This window comes from Sutterella wadsworthensis 2_1_59BFAA, assembly GCF_000297775.1.
GTDB lineage: Bacteria > Pseudomonadota > Gammaproteobacteria > Burkholderiales > Burkholderiaceae_F > Sutterella > Sutterella wadsworthensis_A.
Genome location: NZ_JH815521.1, coordinates 110540 through 127445, shown reverse-complemented (window position 1 = coordinate 127445; position 16906 = coordinate 110540). Strand labels below are relative to the sequence as shown.

16 protein-coding genes are annotated in these 16906 nt (G+C 59.7%); 6 read left to right on the top strand and 10 right to left on the bottom strand.

Translation table 11 applies throughout. From position 1 onward, the window contains the following. The first annotated feature begins 51 nt into the window (after positions 1 to 51). The gene (locus HMPREF9465_RS13535; RefSeq protein WP_005437138.1) at positions 52 to 192 is read left to right on the top strand and encodes a hypothetical protein; all 141 of its coding nucleotides are present in this window, start codon (positions 52 to 54) and stop codon (positions 190 to 192) included. Positions 193 to 252: 60 nt separating this feature from the next. On the opposite strand, the gene HMPREF9465_RS11410 is transcribed toward HMPREF9465_RS13535, so the two are convergent. From HMPREF9465_RS11410 to HMPREF9465_RS11375, 8 genes are all read right to left on the bottom strand, one after another. Continuing rightward, positions 253 to 879: a hypothetical protein gene (locus HMPREF9465_RS11410; RefSeq protein WP_005437136.1), complete on the bottom strand. Its 627-nt coding sequence runs from the start codon at positions 877 to 879 to the stop codon at positions 253 to 255. 81 nt (positions 880 to 960) lie between these two features. Further along, positions 961 to 1662, bottom strand: a complete 702-nt coding sequence (locus HMPREF9465_RS11405; protein WP_005437135.1) for a YiiX/YebB-like N1pC/P60 family cysteine hydrolase — start codon at positions 1660 to 1662, stop codon at positions 961 to 963. Positions 1663 to 1672: 10 nt separating this feature from the next. After that, positions 1673 to 2101 (bottom strand): DUF4878 domain-containing protein, encoded by a 429-nt coding sequence (locus HMPREF9465_RS11400; RefSeq protein WP_005437134.1) that lies wholly within the window; start codon positions 2099 to 2101, stop codon positions 1673 to 1675. Between the two features lie 285 nt (positions 2102 to 2386). Then, positions 2387 to 6070 carry an autotransporter domain-containing protein gene (locus HMPREF9465_RS11395; RefSeq protein WP_005437133.1) on the bottom strand — a complete coding sequence of 1228 codons (3684 nt, stop codon included), beginning with the start codon at positions 6068 to 6070 and terminating at the stop codon, positions 2387 to 2389. A 613-nt stretch (positions 6071 to 6683) separates the two neighbouring features. Further along, the gene (locus HMPREF9465_RS11390; RefSeq protein ID WP_005437131.1) at positions 6684 to 8048 is read right to left on the bottom strand and encodes a class I adenylate-forming enzyme family protein; all 1365 of its coding nucleotides are present in this window, start codon (positions 8046 to 8048) and stop codon (positions 6684 to 6686) included. A 7-nt stretch (positions 8049 to 8055) separates the two neighbouring features. After that, on the bottom strand, positions 8056 to 8910 hold the full coding sequence (menB, locus tag HMPREF9465_RS11385) for a 1,4-dihydroxy-2-naphthoyl-CoA synthase (RefSeq protein ID WP_005437128.1): 855 nt from the start codon (positions 8908 to 8910) through the stop codon (positions 8056 to 8058). 41 nt (positions 8911 to 8951) lie between these two features. Further along, positions 8952 to 9923 carry a Bug family tripartite tricarboxylate transporter substrate binding protein gene (locus tag HMPREF9465_RS11380; RefSeq protein WP_005437127.1) on the bottom strand — a complete coding sequence of 324 codons (972 nt, stop codon included), beginning with the start codon at positions 9921 to 9923 and terminating at the stop codon, positions 8952 to 8954. Between the two features lie 641 nt (positions 9924 to 10564). Beyond that, on the bottom strand, positions 10565 to 10927 hold the full coding sequence (locus HMPREF9465_RS11375; protein ID WP_005437125.1) for a MerR family transcriptional regulator: 363 nt from the start codon (positions 10925 to 10927) through the stop codon (positions 10565 to 10567). Positions 10928 to 10973: 46 nt separating this feature from the next. On the opposite strand from HMPREF9465_RS11375, the gene HMPREF9465_RS11370 reads away from it, so the two are divergent. Next, the gene (locus HMPREF9465_RS11370; RefSeq protein WP_196793891.1) at positions 10974 to 11807 is read left to right on the top strand and encodes an MBL fold metallo-hydrolase; all 834 of its coding nucleotides are present in this window, start codon (positions 10974 to 10976) and stop codon (positions 11805 to 11807) included. Between the two features lie 542 nt (positions 11808 to 12349). On the opposite strand, the gene HMPREF9465_RS13350 is transcribed toward HMPREF9465_RS11370, so the two are convergent. After that, the gene (locus HMPREF9465_RS13350; RefSeq protein WP_147645389.1) at positions 12350 to 12613 is read right to left on the bottom strand and encodes a hypothetical protein; all 264 of its coding nucleotides are present in this window, start codon (positions 12611 to 12613) and stop codon (positions 12350 to 12352) included. A gap of 102 nt (positions 12614 to 12715) precedes the next feature. Between HMPREF9465_RS13350 and HMPREF9465_RS11365 the strand changes: the two genes are divergently transcribed. The 4 genes from HMPREF9465_RS11365 to HMPREF9465_RS11350 all read left to right on the top strand — a co-directional run bounded on the left by HMPREF9465_RS11365 (position 12716) and on the right by HMPREF9465_RS11350 (position 15901). Continuing rightward, a complete protein-coding gene (locus HMPREF9465_RS11365) occupies positions 12716 to 13624 on the top strand; it encodes a hypothetical protein (RefSeq protein ID WP_147645387.1) in 909 nt (302 codons plus the stop codon). After that, positions 13621 to 14247: an autotransporter outer membrane beta-barrel domain-containing protein gene (locus HMPREF9465_RS11360; RefSeq protein WP_269208180.1), complete on the top strand. Its 627-nt coding sequence runs from the start codon at positions 13621 to 13623 to the stop codon at positions 14245 to 14247. Before HMPREF9465_RS11365 ends, HMPREF9465_RS11360 begins: the two co-directional genes overlap by 4 nt. 578 nt (positions 14248 to 14825) lie before the next feature. Continuing rightward, the gene (locus tag HMPREF9465_RS11355) at positions 14826 to 15314 is read left to right on the top strand and encodes a DUF2721 domain-containing protein (RefSeq protein WP_005437121.1); all 489 of its coding nucleotides are present in this window, start codon (positions 14826 to 14828) and stop codon (positions 15312 to 15314) included. Continuing rightward, a complete protein-coding gene (locus HMPREF9465_RS11350) occupies positions 15311 to 15901 on the top strand; it encodes a DUF2721 domain-containing protein (protein ID WP_005437120.1) in 591 nt (196 codons plus the stop codon). The genes HMPREF9465_RS11355 and HMPREF9465_RS11350 overlap by 4 nt, the downstream gene beginning before the upstream one ends. A 660-nt stretch (positions 15902 to 16561) precedes the next feature. On the opposite strand, the gene HMPREF9465_RS11345 is transcribed toward HMPREF9465_RS11350, so the two are convergent. Then, positions 16562 to 16906: RNA-guided endonuclease TnpB family protein (locus tag HMPREF9465_RS11345; protein WP_038007864.1), on the bottom strand; the 345-nt coding region annotated here is incomplete at its 5' end.

The window sequence follows — 16906 nt, the reverse complement described above, 5'->3', positions numbered from 1 at the left end:
AATGCCGGCGGAGTGGGAATGAAATGCAAAATATCAAGTGAGAGGTGAGTCATGAACGGTGTTGTCATGCTCGTCGCAGTGCTGGTGACGCTTGTTGCTCTGAAGCAGATCATCGATCGCGACTGGATGGGACTTCTTCTCACTGTGGTTGCCCTTCTTCTCGTTTTCGGGACTGGCGTTCGGCGAGGCTGACCAGAATCATTTATCACATGGCAGTTGAAATGCATGGGACGCAAATCCTCAACTGGCCGATCAGCTGCCTTCGTCTTCCCGGCATGCCTGTTCCTCGCGCGCCTGCGCCGCGAGATCCGCCCTGGCATCCTCGGCGATCTCCATCACCTTTTCGCCCACGAGGACAAACGCCTCGAGGTTGCCGTTCATCATGCGGATGATGCGGAAGGTCGAGACGAAGAAGGTCATGAGGATGAAGCCCGTCATGCCCGCATTGAGGCTCAGCCATTCACCGGACATGTAGCCCGTGACGACCCAGATGAGCATCAGGAGCGGTCCTTTGTCACGAAGAAGGTCGGCAGGAATGCTCGAGGCCGTGGTGGCGCCCGCATCACGAAGAAAGAAGAGGACGTTCGGGTGCAGGTCGGGTGCACGCACCACCGAGTGGTTCCAGGCGAGGACGCCGAGGAACCAGACGGGAATCCAGTCGGGCATCATGTGCGCGGACTGCATGACCGCGCCGGCGCCAAGCACGGCGGCCACCATCGCAATGGTCCTGAAGAACTTGGGACGGTACGTGCGGCAGTACTTCGTGTAGAGCGTGGCGAGCTTCAGGTACATGAACGCGCGACCGCGCTTCTGGGCGGGACGGAGCTTGGCGAAGTCTGCGTAGCGAAGCTGTCGATCTCGGGGAAAGCCGAACTGCATGAGGGCCTTTATAGAAATGATTGCCTGGTTGGTTTTGATTCTGAGATGGTCCGAAGATTCTACAGGCTCGGACGACGAGAGTCACGGCTTGCTCGTCTTCTGCTTCCCGATCATGCAGACATGCGTCATGCCGTCCGCCTCCCAGAGCGCGGCAGGGAAGAGATATGCGCCGCCCACGACGGGGACCTTGACGACGTCGCGGGGAAGGTCGAGCTTGAGATCAGGCTCGAAGGACTTTTCAATGAGCGTCGTGCAGTAGAGTGCATCGGGATCGTCGGGCACAAGCCTGAAGGCTTCGCCCGTCATGCCTCTTGCACGTCCTGCAGCTGCCGCCTTGAGAGCATCGCTCCAAGCGGGTCTCGCAACGCCCGCCATGTCGCCCATGGAGAGAAACTCAGGAAGGCTGGAGCTGATGACGCTGTTTGGGTGTGCCGGATCGTCGGATGTCGTGGCGTGCACGATCATCACGGGATGCTCGGAAACAACCATGCCGACGTGAGAGAAGGGCGCCCTGTTGGGACCCTGAGCCTCGATGATGAGGCGGCTCTCCGTTCCGAAGCCCCTGCGAAAGACCAGATCGCCGGTCCTGAGACTGCCGCAGGGGGCGAGGTCGTCAAGCGTGACGCCCGTGGGGACTTCGGCGGACGGTGCCTCCTGAAGTCCCGGAAGAAGCCCGGTCGCGCCATCGATGAGCTCACCCTTGACGTCCTCATGCATGAGGACGGTCCCTGTGGACATGAGAACGGCGGCTGCCGTGAGGAGAGCCGCCGTGCGGGTATTCATGAGAGTGGAATCAGAGGCCGAAGGTGACGAGCCAGCCCTTCTCGGTCTTGATGAGCTGGGCGGTCTCGACCTTGCTCGAGCCGTTGCCGAAAGCCACCTTGACGCGGGCACGACACTTGCCGGCCTCGATGGCTTCCTTGGCGACGGGTTCCATGATGGAGACGTCGCGAAGACCGCCCTGCTTGGAGGCGGAGTCCTTGGCCTGAGCGGCGCTCTCGCTGATCTTGGCTTCGGCGATCTTCACCTCGGCGCCCTTGGCGTCGGCGGGAACGTGGAAGAACTTCGTGGCTTCGGCGGCATCGCCGCGGTAAAGGGCGCGCACGAAGGCGCACGCGACGTCTTCAGGCGTTTTGGGGCTTCCGCAGCCCGTGAGGGCGAGCGTGGAGGTGCCGGCGATGAGCAGGGCGGACGCCTGGATGAAGCGGCGGCGGTTGATCATGATGGTTTTCTCCTCTATCTAAGCTTTGGCCCGGCACGTCGATTGACAAGTCTGAGGACGTGCGGGGGTTTTTCCGAAGTCTACCTAAAAGCAACGCGAAATGCGGGACGGCATGATTTCCGAACCGTATTCAAACGCAAGAGGGACGGTGACGAGGCGTTGAGGCAGAGCAAGGGGCGTTGCTGATCGAGACAGAAAAAGGCCCCGCATCCGGTGAAGGATGCGGGGCCTTGACTTCAAGTGAGCCTGTCGTCCGAGGCCCGAGGGCCCCGGAACATCAGGTCGTTAGAAGTGGTAGCGGAAGTTCGCATTGACCTGCGTGTTGGCGCGATCGTCCGGGCCGAAGCCATAGGAGGCGTTCAGACCGAAGGACATGTTGTCCTTGACCGCTTCAACGCCGAGGACGTTGTTGAAGAGGCCGCCGGAGAGGATCGTGATGTCGCCGGCCGTGCCGAAGGCTTCAACTTCCTTGTCGCCGAGCTGCGGAACGATCGTGAAGTCGTAGGACGGGACGAGCTTCCAGCCGGTGGCTTCGAACGTGCCCGCGAACTTGACGCCGATCGGGGCTTCAAGGACGTTCATGTTCTGCTCGTCGTTGAAGGCCACGGCATCGGTGTCGATGCGCGTGTAGCGAAGACCCATGTGCGGAACGACGGAGAAGGCGCCGTTCTGGTAGGCCGTGAAGTCGCCGCGAACACCGAACGTGATCGTCGTGGCGTCGGAGGCGTCGCCGAGACCCGTGAAGTCATTGCTGAAGTCGATGTAGCCGAGGTCAGCCTTGACGTTGAGACCGGAGAAGTCCTTCGAAGCGTAGACGGAGAGACCGACGAAGTCGGAGCTGAGCAAGGTGGAGAGAACACCGCCTTCGCTGTCAGCGTCAGCCGTACCGACCGTAAGGGCGGCGCCGAGCGTGCCGCCGCAGGCAGCCGTGTAGTCAAAGCCGAGGACGCCACCGTAGATGTCGGCGGAGTAGCCGAAGTCACCGTAGATTTCCTTGGCTTCGTTCTTGGCGTAGAAGACGTCGGCCCAGACACCCATGCCGGCATGCTCGGAGAGCTGGTGGCGGACGATGGCGTCGGTGACCTGGGCGTTGGCGTCGTAGGCGACGTTCAGAACGCCGGCCGTGGCGTTGCCGCCCGTGGCCTGTTCGAAGGCCTTGTTGCCGTCAGCGGTGAACTTGCCGGTCTCATCGTTGAAGAAGGCGGGCGTGTCAAGGGCGGACAGGATGGCCATTTCCTTGGCGCCGACACCCTTCGTGAAGGCGTCTTTCAGGCGGGCGTCAACCGTCTTGTCGGCGACGAGACCGTCATTGTAGGAGAGCGTCACGACGCCGGTGGTGGCATCAACGCCATTATCGTTGACGACAACATAGATGGAGTCGGTGTCGATGTCGATATTGGCGGTGTTCTTGATCGCGCCGCCGAGGTCGATCTGACCGAGCTTGGTGATGTTCAGGATTTCAACTTCACCACCGTTGAAGTTGAGGGCCGTGCTGTTGCCGAAGACGGAGAGGTCGGCTTCAGCGGCGGGCTTGCCCGTGTAGAGGAAGCTGGCGGCGTCAATGCCGTAGATGCCGTTGGCGTTGACGTTGACGGTGCGGTCGGTGGTGGTAGCGGCGGCCAAGGCGCCGGTCGCGGGAGCTTCACCAATGTTGATCACGGCACCTTCGGCGAGCTTGAGCTGACGGTCGACATAGGCGACGGAGAGGTCTTCGTCGGCATACTCGGCAGCGTAGGCGAGGCCGGCGGCGCGGTTCGTCGTGAGAACGCCGCGGTCAGTGACGGTGACCTTGCCGGTGAGTTCGGAAACGTCCTTCTTGACGTTGCCGGTGAGGACGAGAGCGCCAGTGACCTTGGCGCCGTTGGTGGCGTCAGTGGTCTTGACGGAGTTGGCGGTCAGGATGCCGTCGATCTTAGCCGTGGTGGCTTCGACAGCGCGAGCGGTGAAGTCGCCGGCGACCGTGAGTTCGGTGGCCTTGAGCGTGTCAACATTCACGTTGCCGGAGTTGCCGGCCGCGCCGAGGACGAGCTTGCCCGTTTCGACAGTAGCGACCGTGGCGCCGAGGTTCTTGAAGACGTCGCCGCCATTGCCGGCGAGCGTGAGCGTGTTATCGCCGTTATTCAAGGCAACACTCTTGGCCGTCTTGTCCGTCATCTTGGAGAAGTCGATCGCACCGACGGTGGCCCTATCCGTGATGGCGAAGGAACCGTCCGTGTCCGCTTCGCCGGTGTACGGGGCGAGGATTCGACCGCTGACAGACGTTGCATCAAGCTTTTCGCCTTCGCCGAGCTTAAGCGTGCCGTTGGCGAAGACGATCCTGATCGTATTCTTGCTGTCGATGAGGTTCTGAGCCTTCTCGAGGTCGGCGAGCGAGTATTCGAAGGTGGTGGACGTCAGGTTGAGCGTACCGTTGCCGGAAAGGAAGGCTGCGTTGCCGGTGGCTTCATATTCGGGCTTGGCTTCGGCGTCAGCAGCGGCAGCGGCCTTCTCCTTGATGAAGTCGGTGGCGGCAGTCTGGAACGTACCGTTGGCGAGTTCAAGCTTGCTTTCGGACTTATAGGTGTTATCAGCCTTTTCAAACGTGAGGACGCCGGTGTTGATGAGGGTGGAATCGCTGACGACGACCTTGCCGGCTGTACCTTCACCGTGATAAAGGTGGAGGCCACCGACGGTAACGACGGCCTTCTCACCGAGATTGAAGGCGCTCTCCTTGGCACCGACGGTCAGCTTGGAGAAGTTGTGCTCGCCGCCTTTGAGAGTGACGGTACCCTTCTGATCCAACGTGCCGACCTTGAGGTTGCCCGTGAAGACCTTGCCGGCGACATGCATCTGGGCGTGGTCATACGTAAAGCTCTGGTCGCGGGCGATGAGGAGCTGATCCTTAGGCAGGTCGGCGTCCGACTTCAGGTCGACGCGGGAGTTGAGCTTCGTGATGTTGAAGATGCTGCCTTCGTTAACGGTAACCGTCTTGAAGGTGTTGTCGGCACTCCAGATGGAGGCGTTCAGACGGGAGTCGTCAAGGGTCACGGTTTCGTAGGTGGACTTCTGGCCGTCTTCGAGCGTGATGTTGGAACCCTTGACAAGGTTGAGCTCGTGCAGCTTGCCCTTGACCTTGAGCGTGTCGGTGACGCCTTCAGCGTTGATGGCGGCGGAGGTGGCGTCGTCATCAATATGGATGAGGCCGTCAATGTCGGAACCTGCCTTGAGATTCACGGTGACGTTTGCAATCTTGAGAGCAGTGGCGCCTTCACCTGCTGCCTTGATGACACCAGTGTTGTTGATGACGTTCGTGCCCTTCGTGAGGCCGAGACGAATGCCGACGGCGTTCTTGCCCGTAACATCGATCGTGCCGGCGTTGTTGATCGTGGTCGTACCTTCGGTGTCCTGATCCTTCCACGTAATCACGCCGAAGGTGTTCTCGCCTTCGGTTTTGATCAGGCCGTTGTTGACGATAGTGTCGCCCTGAACAGCGCCCATGCCAGAGACCTGGACACTGTTCTTGGCCTTGACATAAATCTGGCCGTCATTGGTGGAAGTAAGCTTATTAAGGTAGCCTGAAGTCATGCCGACCAGACCAGTCTCCTTGATATCCGTCGCCTCGACGTAGATCACGCCCTTGTTGGTCGTGTTCTTATCGTTGTTGTGAAGACCGTTAATGGTCGAATCGGCTTCATAGCCGACCAGCTTGAGGGTTTCGCCTTCCTTGAGAAGATCGGTCGTGTTGATCACCAGGCCCGAGGGCTTTTCAACGGAACCGTCTGCGGCGATGTTGTCATAGGTCCAGTCCGTCTTCTTGGCCACATCCTCCCAGGAGAGTTCGGCAGCCATGGCCGAGCCGGAGATCAGGGCGGCAACAGCAGCGGCCACGACCGTCTTCGTGCCCTTGCCCTGCACGGAGGACGTAACTTCATTTACAACCATCAAGGCGCCGCGCGCCTTGTTGAAAACAACCTTGAATGTCGAATTCATGCCAATTATTCCTTTTGGGAAGAAAAAACGAATGCGAAGGTTCTCTTGCGAAAACTGCGCATAGCGAAGTTTCAGGGATTGGTGTTGGCGGGGGGGGGGAAACCCTAATGCGCCCAAATGGATTAGGTTGATACATATGAGATCGACTGAAACACAGTGTATTTAAAGGAGGTAAGGCAAAATTTTGTGAGGTTGTTCGATCGTTTGATAGCTGTTGCTATTTTACAACGGTCATTTTTCGATGACCAAAATTCGACAAGTGAAACAACTGACGCCAAGGAACGAAGGCGTTTGAGACTTCAAAGGTTGAAGTCCCGCTAGGGAACGGACTTCACGTAAGGTATCGCCGGAAAAACCCTTGTTACAAACGTATTTGAGAAAGATTCTCGCTATCGGTCCCGAACGGGAAAGTGTGAAGACGCTAGGACGACTGCGCCTGAACGTTCTGAAGGACATCGTGTCCCCGTTCAGAAAGAGGGGCGCGGCGGCTCGAATGCAATTGTGAGTGCGGAGTGGCCGGCGGTCATGCAAAACGGGCCGCGGCGGTGCAGAAGTCCGCAGCGGCCCTTTGGAAAAGACAAAAAGGGGAGGAGACGAGATCCGGAGAGGCGGATTACAACGGGGCTTCGGTTGAGTGTCTGTAGTGCAGAACGTCGAATTCAAGGTCCCGAAGAACCTCGGGGTTGCGGTTGCGCTTGCCCGCGGAGGTGAGCGGGAGGGAATTCACCCATGCAATGCGTCGAGGAGACTTCCAGCGGGCGAGGCGTGCGGCAAGTCCGCAGACGATGGCGTCAGACTGCGGATGGGGATCGGTGTCGGAGACGAGAAGAGCCGTGACGATCTGCCCCCACTTTTCATCGGGAATGCCGACGACGAGCGCCTCGCGAATCCCGGGGAGGGATTCAAGGGCCGACTCGACTTCGGAGGGAACGACCTTTTCACCGCCCGTGATGATCATGTCGGAGGTGCGCCCGAGGATGCGGATCGAACCGTCATGATTGACGAGTCCCGCGTCGCCCGTCTCGAACCAGCCGTCATGAACGGGTGCGGGGCGTCCCCAGTAGCCGGCAAAGAGCATCGGTCCCTTGAGGCAGAGGACGCCGTCGACGGTCCTGAACGAGGTGCCCGCGAGCGGCACTTCGCCGACAGGGACAGGCGAGAGGCGGGTTTCGTAGGCCGAGACCGCGGAGGTGCTGCCCGTTTCGGTCATGCCGTAGGTTGTCATGATGGGAATGCCGCGTCGGGCGGCTTCGGCGCGAAGACGGTCGGGGAACGGGGCGCCGCCGATGAGGATGGCGCGCAAGTGGGGCGGATTGCGCCAGTCCGGATTGCGCTCGAGGACGTCTGCCAGCATGGCGGGGACGAGCGAGGCGAACGTCACGCCGTTTCGGGCGAGGGTCTCGGGAAAGCGGGCGCCCGAAAAGCCCGGAGACAGCGCGATCGTGCTGCCTGCGGCCAGGGTTCTCATGATGATCCCGAGGCCGCCCACGCGGGCGGGCGAGAGCGAGAGCTGCAAGACATCGGACGAGGTCATGCGAAGGGCGCGGATCATCGCTCTGGCGCCTGCCGTCAGGGACTCGCGCGTGAGGATGGCGGGCTTCGGAAGGCCCGTCGTTCCAGAGGTAAAGACCACGAATGCGGTGCCGTCGGGAAGAGGTTCTGCGATGGAGTCCGCGTGGGATTTGAGGGCGTCTTGCTCGGCAGAAGTGAGTTTGGGCGAGACGAGGACCGCGGGAATGTGCGCCTCCCAATGGGCAAGGATGTCGACGAGGCCGTTCAGGTCGGGCTTCGGGATGAGGAAGGCCGGGCGGCCGGGAGCGGGCTGCAAAAGCGAGGCCGTACGATCCGAGACGAGACGGGCGAGTTCCGCCCACGTGATGCGGCGGGAGGCGTCGACAACGGCCGTGCGGTCGGGCTCGGAGAGTGCGAGGGCGGCGACGCTCATTGAGGGGCCGGCGCCCGTGGTGAGAGAGGGCATGTCAGCCTCAGGGCAGGCGCTGGAACTTCGAGAAGTCGGGACGGCGCTTTTCAAGAAAGGCGTTCTTGCCTTCGCGTCCCTCTTCGGTCATATAGTAGAGGAGCGTGGCGTTGCCCGCGAGCTCCTGCAGGCCCGCCTGGCCGTCGCAGTCGGCGTTGAGGGCGGCCTTGAGGCAGCGGAGGGCGAGCGGGGAGTTGGCAAGCATCTCGCGGCACCACTGGACGGTTTCGGCTTCAAGCTTCTGAAGCGGAACGACCGTGTTGACGAGACCCATGTCGAGGGCCTCCTTTGCGTTGTAGAAGCGGCAGAGGAACCAGATCTCGCGTGCCTTCTTCTGCCCGACGATGCGTGCCATGTAGGAGGCGCCCCAGCCGCCGTCGAAGGAACCGACGCGCGGCCCCGTCTGACCGAACATGGCGTTTTCGGCGGCAATCGTGAGATCGCACATCATGTGAAGGACGTGACCGCCGCCCACGCACCAGCCCGCCACCATGGCGACGACGGGCTTCGGGCAGGTGCGGATCTCGCGCTGCAGGTCGAGGACGTTGAGGCGGGGCGTGCCGTCGTCGCCAACGTACCCGCCCGTCCCGCGGACCTTCTGATCGCCGCCTGAGCAGAAGGCCTTTTCGCCCATGCCGGTCAGGATGATGACGCCGACGTAGGCGTCGTTGCGGGCGTCGTTGAGCGCGCGGCTCATCTCCATCACCGTCTGCGGACGAAAGGCGTTGTGAACCTGGGGACGGTTGATCGTGATCTTGGCGATGCCGTCCGAGCACTTCTCATAGACGATGTCGGTGAATTCGCCCGCCTTGTGCCATTCGGGAACGGGAGGAAGATGTGAGGTGTCGAGCATGGGCTGCATGTCGTGAATTCCTTTTCAAACAGTCTGTATGGGTTCGGCCTTTAGCGCTGTGCGCGGGCCATGAGGGCAAGCGGGCGCCACTTGGCGGCCTCGGCCTCTATGAATTGCCTGAAGTCGGCGGGACCGCGGAACTGGGGTTCGGCGCCCATGCGCAGAAGACGGTCGCGCACGGCCTTGTCGTTGAGCGCGGCACGGGCGGCCTTCGCGAAGCGATCGGCATCGGCGTCGGAGAGCCCCTTCGGGGCGGCGATGCCGTCCCAGGCGTAGAGCGTGACGCCGGGAAGACCTGCTTCGGCCATGGTGGGAACTTCGGGCAGAAGTGCGGATCGTGAGGGCGTCGTGACGGCGAGGGCGCGAAGCGTGCCGGCCTTGAGGTGCGGAAGGAGGTTGGGCATCACGTCGATGAGGAAGGGCACGCGCCCTGAGAGCACTTCCTTGACGGCGGCGGCACCGCCCGCATGGGGAATGTGGTTGAGGTCGAGCCCGGCTTCGCGCTCGAAAAGAATGCCCGCGAGATGGCTCGTCGTGCCCGGGCCCGCGGACGCGAAGGCGATCTCGCCCGGGCGCGATATCGCAAGCTTGACGAGGTCGGCCGCCGAACGGACGTCGGGTAAAGCCTTCGGACTCACTGCAAGGAAGAGGCCGATGGAGGTGAGGCCTGCGACAGGCTCGAGGTCCTTGAGCGGATCAAAGGCCTGTCGATCGTAGAGGTGTGAATTGACGCACATGATGCCGTTTGTGACGTATCCGACCGTGGTGCCGTCGGGCCGGGCCTTCACGACCTGGGACGTGCCGATGTTGCCGCCCGCGCCCGGACGGTTGAAGATCACGACCTTTTCATGGAGCGTCTCCGAGAAGGGAAGAGAGACGGTCCGCGCGAGAATGTCTCCGCCGCCTCCGGGCGGGAAGGGGACGACCATTGTCATCTGCTTCGTCTGCGCGAAGAGGGCGTCGGGCGCAGCGCCTGAGGCGAGAAATGCACCGGCGAGCTGAATGAGCCTGCGTCTTTCCATGATTTGCTCCATTGAAATATGTCAAAGAGTACCTAACGGTACAAACGTACCGGATGATACAGATTTGGGCCGTAATGTGCAAATCGGGATGTGGCCGGGCGGCGGACGACAAAAATCCCGCCCGGCGCGTGCGCGGGCGGGAGCGAAGGTTGGCGGAAGGCGCGCCATCAGCGGCCTTTGAGCCCTTTGCGCTCATGCGTCATCAGGGCAATCCTCAGAGTGTGCAAGCCACAGCGCCGCGGCTTGAGGATCCGTCGCGGCATAAGTGCGGAAGCGAATCAGGCGGATCAAATCCGCCATGAAGAGCCGCTCGAGTTTGGCTGCGGGGTGCGTTTTCGCATGGGCTTTGTGCGTTCGACCTCCGGCGTGATTTCGGCAGGGAATGGAGGGGAGAAAAGGTTGCCTCAACCGTTCCTGCTGCTTCTGGGGATGTCGGTGAAGAGAAGCTTTGTCGTTGTGTCGGATGAGTTGAAGGGGCGGGCATTTCGCGGGCGTCGGACCGCTCACGGGCGTTGCAAAGAAGCGGGAACGCTTGGGTCGCTGTCCAGAGTGTCCGTGAAGCCCTGCCGGTCTTGGAGCAGGTGCCGGAAGGCTTCGGACCGGCTGCGCCGTTTTACGAGAAAGCCACACCCTCCCAAACCTCATTGCTTATCGAGAATCTCATTGGGAAAGGTTGCTCTGAGGTGCCTGAGGAACTGCTCGGCCTTGTCGAGCCTTTCCTGCTGAATCTTGGCCTGCTGCAGATACTCATCAATCCGTTCAAGCAACCATTGGCTGCCCAATGAAGGGTCTTTCTCAAAAGCTATGAATCGCTCAATGCACTCGAGCTTCATGCCGTTGGCGCGGCACGTGGAAATGAAGTCCAACCGCTCAAGCGCTTTGTCCGAGTAGTTGCGTTGGCCGCCGGGCGTGCGCGAAGGCATCGGCAACAGCCCTTTTTGTTCGTAAAAGCGAATGCGCGTCACGGGGCAGCCTGTTATCCGTGCCAGTTCTCCGATTTTCACAATTTGTTTCCTCTAAATACTTGAAGCTACAGCAACTATAGCTTTTATGATCGAATTCAACAATTCATTCTTAACCGATTTCGGAGGACATGCCATGAAATTTCAACAGATTCGCAGCGCCACAAGCATCGTGCATTTCGGAGGCAAGCGCTTTTTGATAGACCCGATGCTTGCCGACCAAGGCACCTATCCGGATGTGCCCGAGACTACGAGCACCGGCCGCGGAAATCCTGACTGCGACTTGCCGTGCCCGATCAACAGCCTCTTTGATGTCGATGCCGTCATCGTGACACATCTTCATTTCGACCATTTCGACGCAGTTGCGGCAGAGGTTCTGCCCAAGACCCTGACGGTCTTTTCACAGTCCGAAGAGGAGGCGCAGATTCTGCGCGGCATGGGCTTTATTGACGTGCGGTTGCTCACCGCGGACGGCACGGAATTTGACGGCGTCAATCTCCATCGGACCGACTGCGATCACGGCTCAACCAATTTGGTGACGCTCGAAGGCTACAAGGAGGGCGGTTATTCGGAAAAGGCCTCCGGGGTCGTCTTTGAAAGTGCGGCGGAGCCGGAATCCTTCTACTTGGCCGGCGACACAATCTACTGTCAGAGCGTTGTGACTGCCGTCGAAAAGTTCAAGCCCGGCATCATAGCAGTCAACGCTGCGGGTGCGCAGTATCCGCTCGGGCACCTCATCATCATGAACCAGTATGACGTACGGGCGCTGATGCACCGCTTCCCGACGCTCAAGGTGATAGCCACGCACGTCGAGGGCGTTTCTCATGCGACGGTTGATCGGCCAATGCTGCGGGCGTTTGCCAAGGTCAATCATCTCGATTTGCTCTCGGTTCCGAACGACGGCGAAGTGCTTGAGTTCTGAGTCATCGTCAAGCACGAACTGACGGCTTCCTGTAGTTCATCGCGGGCATGGAGTTCCGAATGGAGTCCCGACAGCCCTGAGAGATTGGTGGATGGGCCTCTCGCATGAGGAGAATCTGCTTGAGCTGACTCCGCATGACCTGGTAACAGGATGCGGATCAGGGGAGCTTTTTTCCCTCGTTTTCTCGCGTTCCTGGGCGGGCTTCATTTTCTGAATTCACGCGAGCAAGCTCGTTCAAATTAGTACGGCCCGCGGCTACTGCGGGAGCGCATTCGCGCTCCCGCATCGCCTTCGGCGATGAAACTTAGACATTTTGCTTGACAAGAGTGGGTGGTCCAGAGATCCATATTGGGGATGTCGGAACTCAAAGTGTCTCAATCGTAGCAGCAAGTCTCAATAAGGCCTCGGGACTTCATCTTGGTCCGGTCAAAGGAGCCAATACTCTGAAGGTGTCGGGCAATACGGTAGAGATTGTTGCTTCCGCCAAAAATGTGGCAAAGGGCGTTGATGCCGGAAAGGGCGCGGATGTGACCATCGGTTCGTCAAATGCTGAAAGCGTATCGATTGCCGGCATCAAGACGGGCGAGTCTCAAGAGGGCGCTGATGAACAGGCCTATGGCATTTTCAATGTCAATCAGGCTCAGACCAAGGTGTATGGCAAAACGGTCAATGTCGTTGCAAAGGGCGCGAAAGACACACGAGCCATTCATGTTGCGAACAACACCGAAGCTCAGGACAAAAGCGCGACACTCACCATTGTTGGAGATGAGGTTTGCATCACTGCTGAATCCGATGATCCAGATCATTCAACGGTCGGCATTTCAGCGATGAGTCATGGGCAGGTTCACATCACCGGCAACACCGTCGTGACGGCGAGCGACGCCATTGTGGCACGTGGGAGTTCCGTTGTGTCAATCAATGCTGACGGAAGGCATTACACCCAGATCAACGGCAACGTCAACTTCAGCTACGATGCTCCGACTTCCGGCACATCCGTCGACGCAACGGTGGTTCTGAACCTTGTCGGCCCCGAGTCAAGCTGGACGGGCAACATGGTCGTCACCTGGAATGGCACTCCTACCAATAAAGACGAGTATCTCTCGGTCACGGGCATGAAGCTGGGCCTGAGCAAAGGCGCGGTGTGGACCCCCGTCGAAACGGGGCATGACTCGACGACCGTGACTCTCGGCCAGAAATACACGGCCCTCAACCTTCTCGAGAACAATGACGGCGTGATCAACATCACGGACAGCGCCATCGACGTGACGGTCGAGAAGATGACAGGTACGGGCGGCACGGTCAATCTCGCAGCAGATCTGACGGCTGAGGAAGGAAGCCAAACCGGCAGGATCACCATCGATGAAGCCGATGCGAACTCGAAGATCGACGTCAAGCTCAAGGACGCCAAGATGGAGAGGAACCTCACCTCCGACGACCTGACGGCGGAAGAGGCGAAGTCGCTCATGGCGGCGGGTGTTGATGCAGCCGAGAACGTCGGCGTCACGAGTACTGTCGAGGAAGGCATGTACAACGACGGCTTCCGGATTGACGAGGAAGGTGCCACGACGAGCACGGGACCGAACTCGGTCATGCAGTCAACGCTTGAGCTCGCCGCTGCTGCGCCGCTTGCGATCAACAGGATCCTTATGAACGACGTGAGAAAGCGTCTCGGTGACATCCGCACGTCTCAGGGTACGTCTGGCGTCTGGGCACGCTATGACGGCGGTCGCCTCTCGGGCTCCGCTGGCCTTGAAAACGACTTCCACACGATCCAGGCGGGCGTCGACACGGTGCCCGGCGACAGCTCGATCCGCTGAGCTATACGGGCAGCGAAGCCGACTACAGGCGCGGCAATGCCGACATGGACCTCTATGGTCTTTCGGCCTACGGCCTGTGGATGGGTGAGGCCGGCCAGTTCGTGGACGTGGTGGGTCGTCTTGCCTCCGCCAAGACCGACATGACGGTTGACGGCGGCAAGAAGGGTTCGATGGACAACGTGGCGCTGAGCCTCTCGGGCGAGGTCGGTTGGCGCTTCGACGTCTCGAGCCTCTTCTACGTCGAGCCTCAGGTCGAGGCCACGTACACGTTTGTCAATGCCGATCGCCTTGAGCTCAGCGACGGCTCGAACTATGAGTTTGACGATGCGCACAGCCTGCTCGGCCGTGCAGGCATGGCCTTCGGCGTGAAGTGCCCGAACGAAATGGGCAGCGTCCATGCGCGCGTTTCGGCCGTCCATGAGTTCCTTGGCGACCTGAAGGTGACGGGCGGCAACGGTGCGATCCTTGAGACGGACGGCAAGGACACCTGGGTCGAATACGGCCTCGGCGTCAACTTCAACCTGACGCCCGCCACGTACTTCTGGGCCGACGTCGAGCGCACCTCGGGCGGCGTCCTGGACGAGGACTGGCGCGCGACGGTGGGCGTGAGGCACGCCTTCTGACCTTTCATTGACTTCTGAAGCGCAGGCCGCCCGGGAATTCTTCTCCCGTGCGGCCTATTTCTCGTGCTGCGGACGGACGCGCGTGGTGAGTGGACGAAATCTGCCTTTCGTTCAGTTGATTGGGAGGAAAACTTGGTTCGTAGGGTGATGAATGCCTGCGATGGCGGTCGATATGACCCCGAATTTGTAGTGGTACAGAAGCGGAATTCTGCACTTCAAACGGATCTTCGAAGAAGAGGAACTTCAGGAGGGGCAACTACTAAGGAATTCTTAGTTGTTCGCAAAGAAGGCCCTCGCACAGTCAAACTCCGTCCGACGAGTTCGCTCAAAACTCTCTCCCCCGAGCGGGGCCGTCGGACGGATCGCGCTACTCCCGCAAGCCTGCAGTGGTGACGTTGCGGGCTTTTTTTGCGGCAGGCGCCAGCAGGACGAAATTCCGCTTTCGTGATGTTGGCGACCTGTGGTAAATCCGTGCTGCGGCTTGATTTTGGACAACGCTTTTCTTCGCGCCGTCACCCGTCGGAACTCAAGCGGTCTATAGTCGAAAACCCGCAATTGCCGATCAAGACGGAGGTGCGATGATCGCCTCGGCTCCCTTTCAAGAAGTGCTTTCAAGCGCACTCACGCCCATCACGCTCATATCGGGCGTGGGCATGCTCATTCTCTGCATGACAAACCGCTACAGCCACTGCATGGATCGCATTCGCGGCTTGGTGAAGATTCGCACGCAGGGCCTCAAGGCGCTTCGCGTCGAGCCCGACATCGACCGCGAGATTCGTCTTATCTATCGACGGGCGCGCTGGTTGCGCTTTTCAATGCTCGCCATCACGCTCTCGAGCGGATGCTCCGGGCTGCTTGTGGCGACGAACGTCTTCGGCACCTACTTCGGCTTCGACGCGGCTCCTTTTGCCGCCATCTGGCTTGTGCTGGCGCTTTTGCTCATCATTGCCGCCACCGTCGCCTTCGCCTTCGAGATCAGGCTTTCGCTCCATGCGCTCGGCCTTGCCGTCGAACACATGCCCAGAGGCGACGCTCTCAAAAAGCGCCTCGAGGAGGCATCGAAATGACGTCCTTCAACGAGCTTCTCGCTTCCGCGCTCGCCCCCATCACGCTCATCTCGGGCGTCGGCCTTCTGATGCTATCCATGAGCGCCCGTTACAACCACGCGACGAGCAGGATTCGGCTCTTGATGAACGAGCGGCTCGATCCGAAGCTCACCGACGACGAACGCGCGGACATCGACGATGAAATCGACTTCATCTTCCACCGGGCGGGGCTTTTGCGCCGCGGTGAATTCTGCGTCGTTCTTTCCGCCGTAGTGTCGGGACTTCTCGTTGCGCTCTGTGTCCTCGAAGAGGCGACGGGTTTCAGCGCCGACATTCTCAACAGTGCGCTGCTGCTCGCTTCGGTGGCTCTGATCGTCCTGTCCACCGTGTTCCTGAGCCTTGAGATTCGTCTCTCCTTGAGAGCCATCAAGCTGGTCGTCTCAAAGCTGCCGCCGGTTGCGGACGCCTTCGACGATGCGGTTGCTGCAAGAGCCGCTCAGGCTGTCGAGGCGCGTCATCAATCGCACGTTCTCAATGAAGCGAGGCGGCAGGCCGAACATGCGGCGTCTCATGAGGTGAGAAAGGCCGAGGGCGGGCACTCCGCCTGAGAAGTTGGCAAGGCCTTCTTTTGCAGTGCATCTTGGGTGCAAGTCAGGCTTGGATATGCGTACGGATGATCGAAAATGCCGATGCATCCGCACGCGGCGGTCATCTGCTTCTGCCTGTCGGTTATTTCGCGGCAAAGTCTCGGTCCTCAGACCCTCAATAGGCAGATGACGATTTCGACGCTAGTCTTTGAAGCACTTGCATAAAGGATCTTCGCTCTCGATGTTATGGGCCGCTAGAAGGAAAATGGCAATTGTGCTTGCCCCTAAGATTGCCTCTAGATCTTCCATGATTCGAAGGCCGAGCGCGATCTTGTACAGGATCTGCATGATGCTGTCGGTCTTGGCATTGAGCAAGTGCGGAAAAGTCCTCGTCGGACAGATGCGTTTGCCAACAATGGAGCAACTCTTTTGGAAGAGCCTACGATCGGTGAATATGCCACCCTACGTAACGTTCCGCGATTTGCGCGGCGGTTAGTATCTCTGTCGCGCCTATATGCGTACGTTCGAGTAGACCGGCGCGTTGGTCCCCGGTAACAAGATTATTTGGTGACTGCTCCCCGTCCGATTTGAAAACAAATCGGGCGAGGCTTCCTGCTTCTTCAACACAGCCCGGACGATCGTTCGGGTCTTACATGTCTCCACAGGCTACGGCTCGTGACGTTACGAGCGCAAGACGGTCAGCCCAGCCGCCTTCAACTTTCTTATGCCTTCCTGTTTGATATTCAGAGAGGCGTTTATGTCTCGGTCATGATGAGCGCCGCAATGTGGACACGTCCAGCTGCGTGTTGCAAGGCTCAATTCCTTGAGCTTGTGACCGCAGGTGGAACATGTCTTCGAAGACGGAAAGAAGGTGCCGATCTTTGCAAAGATTCTGCCTTCATGCTTCGCCTTGTATTCGCACTGGCGCATGAATTCAGCCCATCCTGCATCGGCAATCGCCTTTGCGAGATGGTGATTCTTCATCATGCCTTGAATTTTCAAAGTCTCGAAAATCAGCGCTTGGTT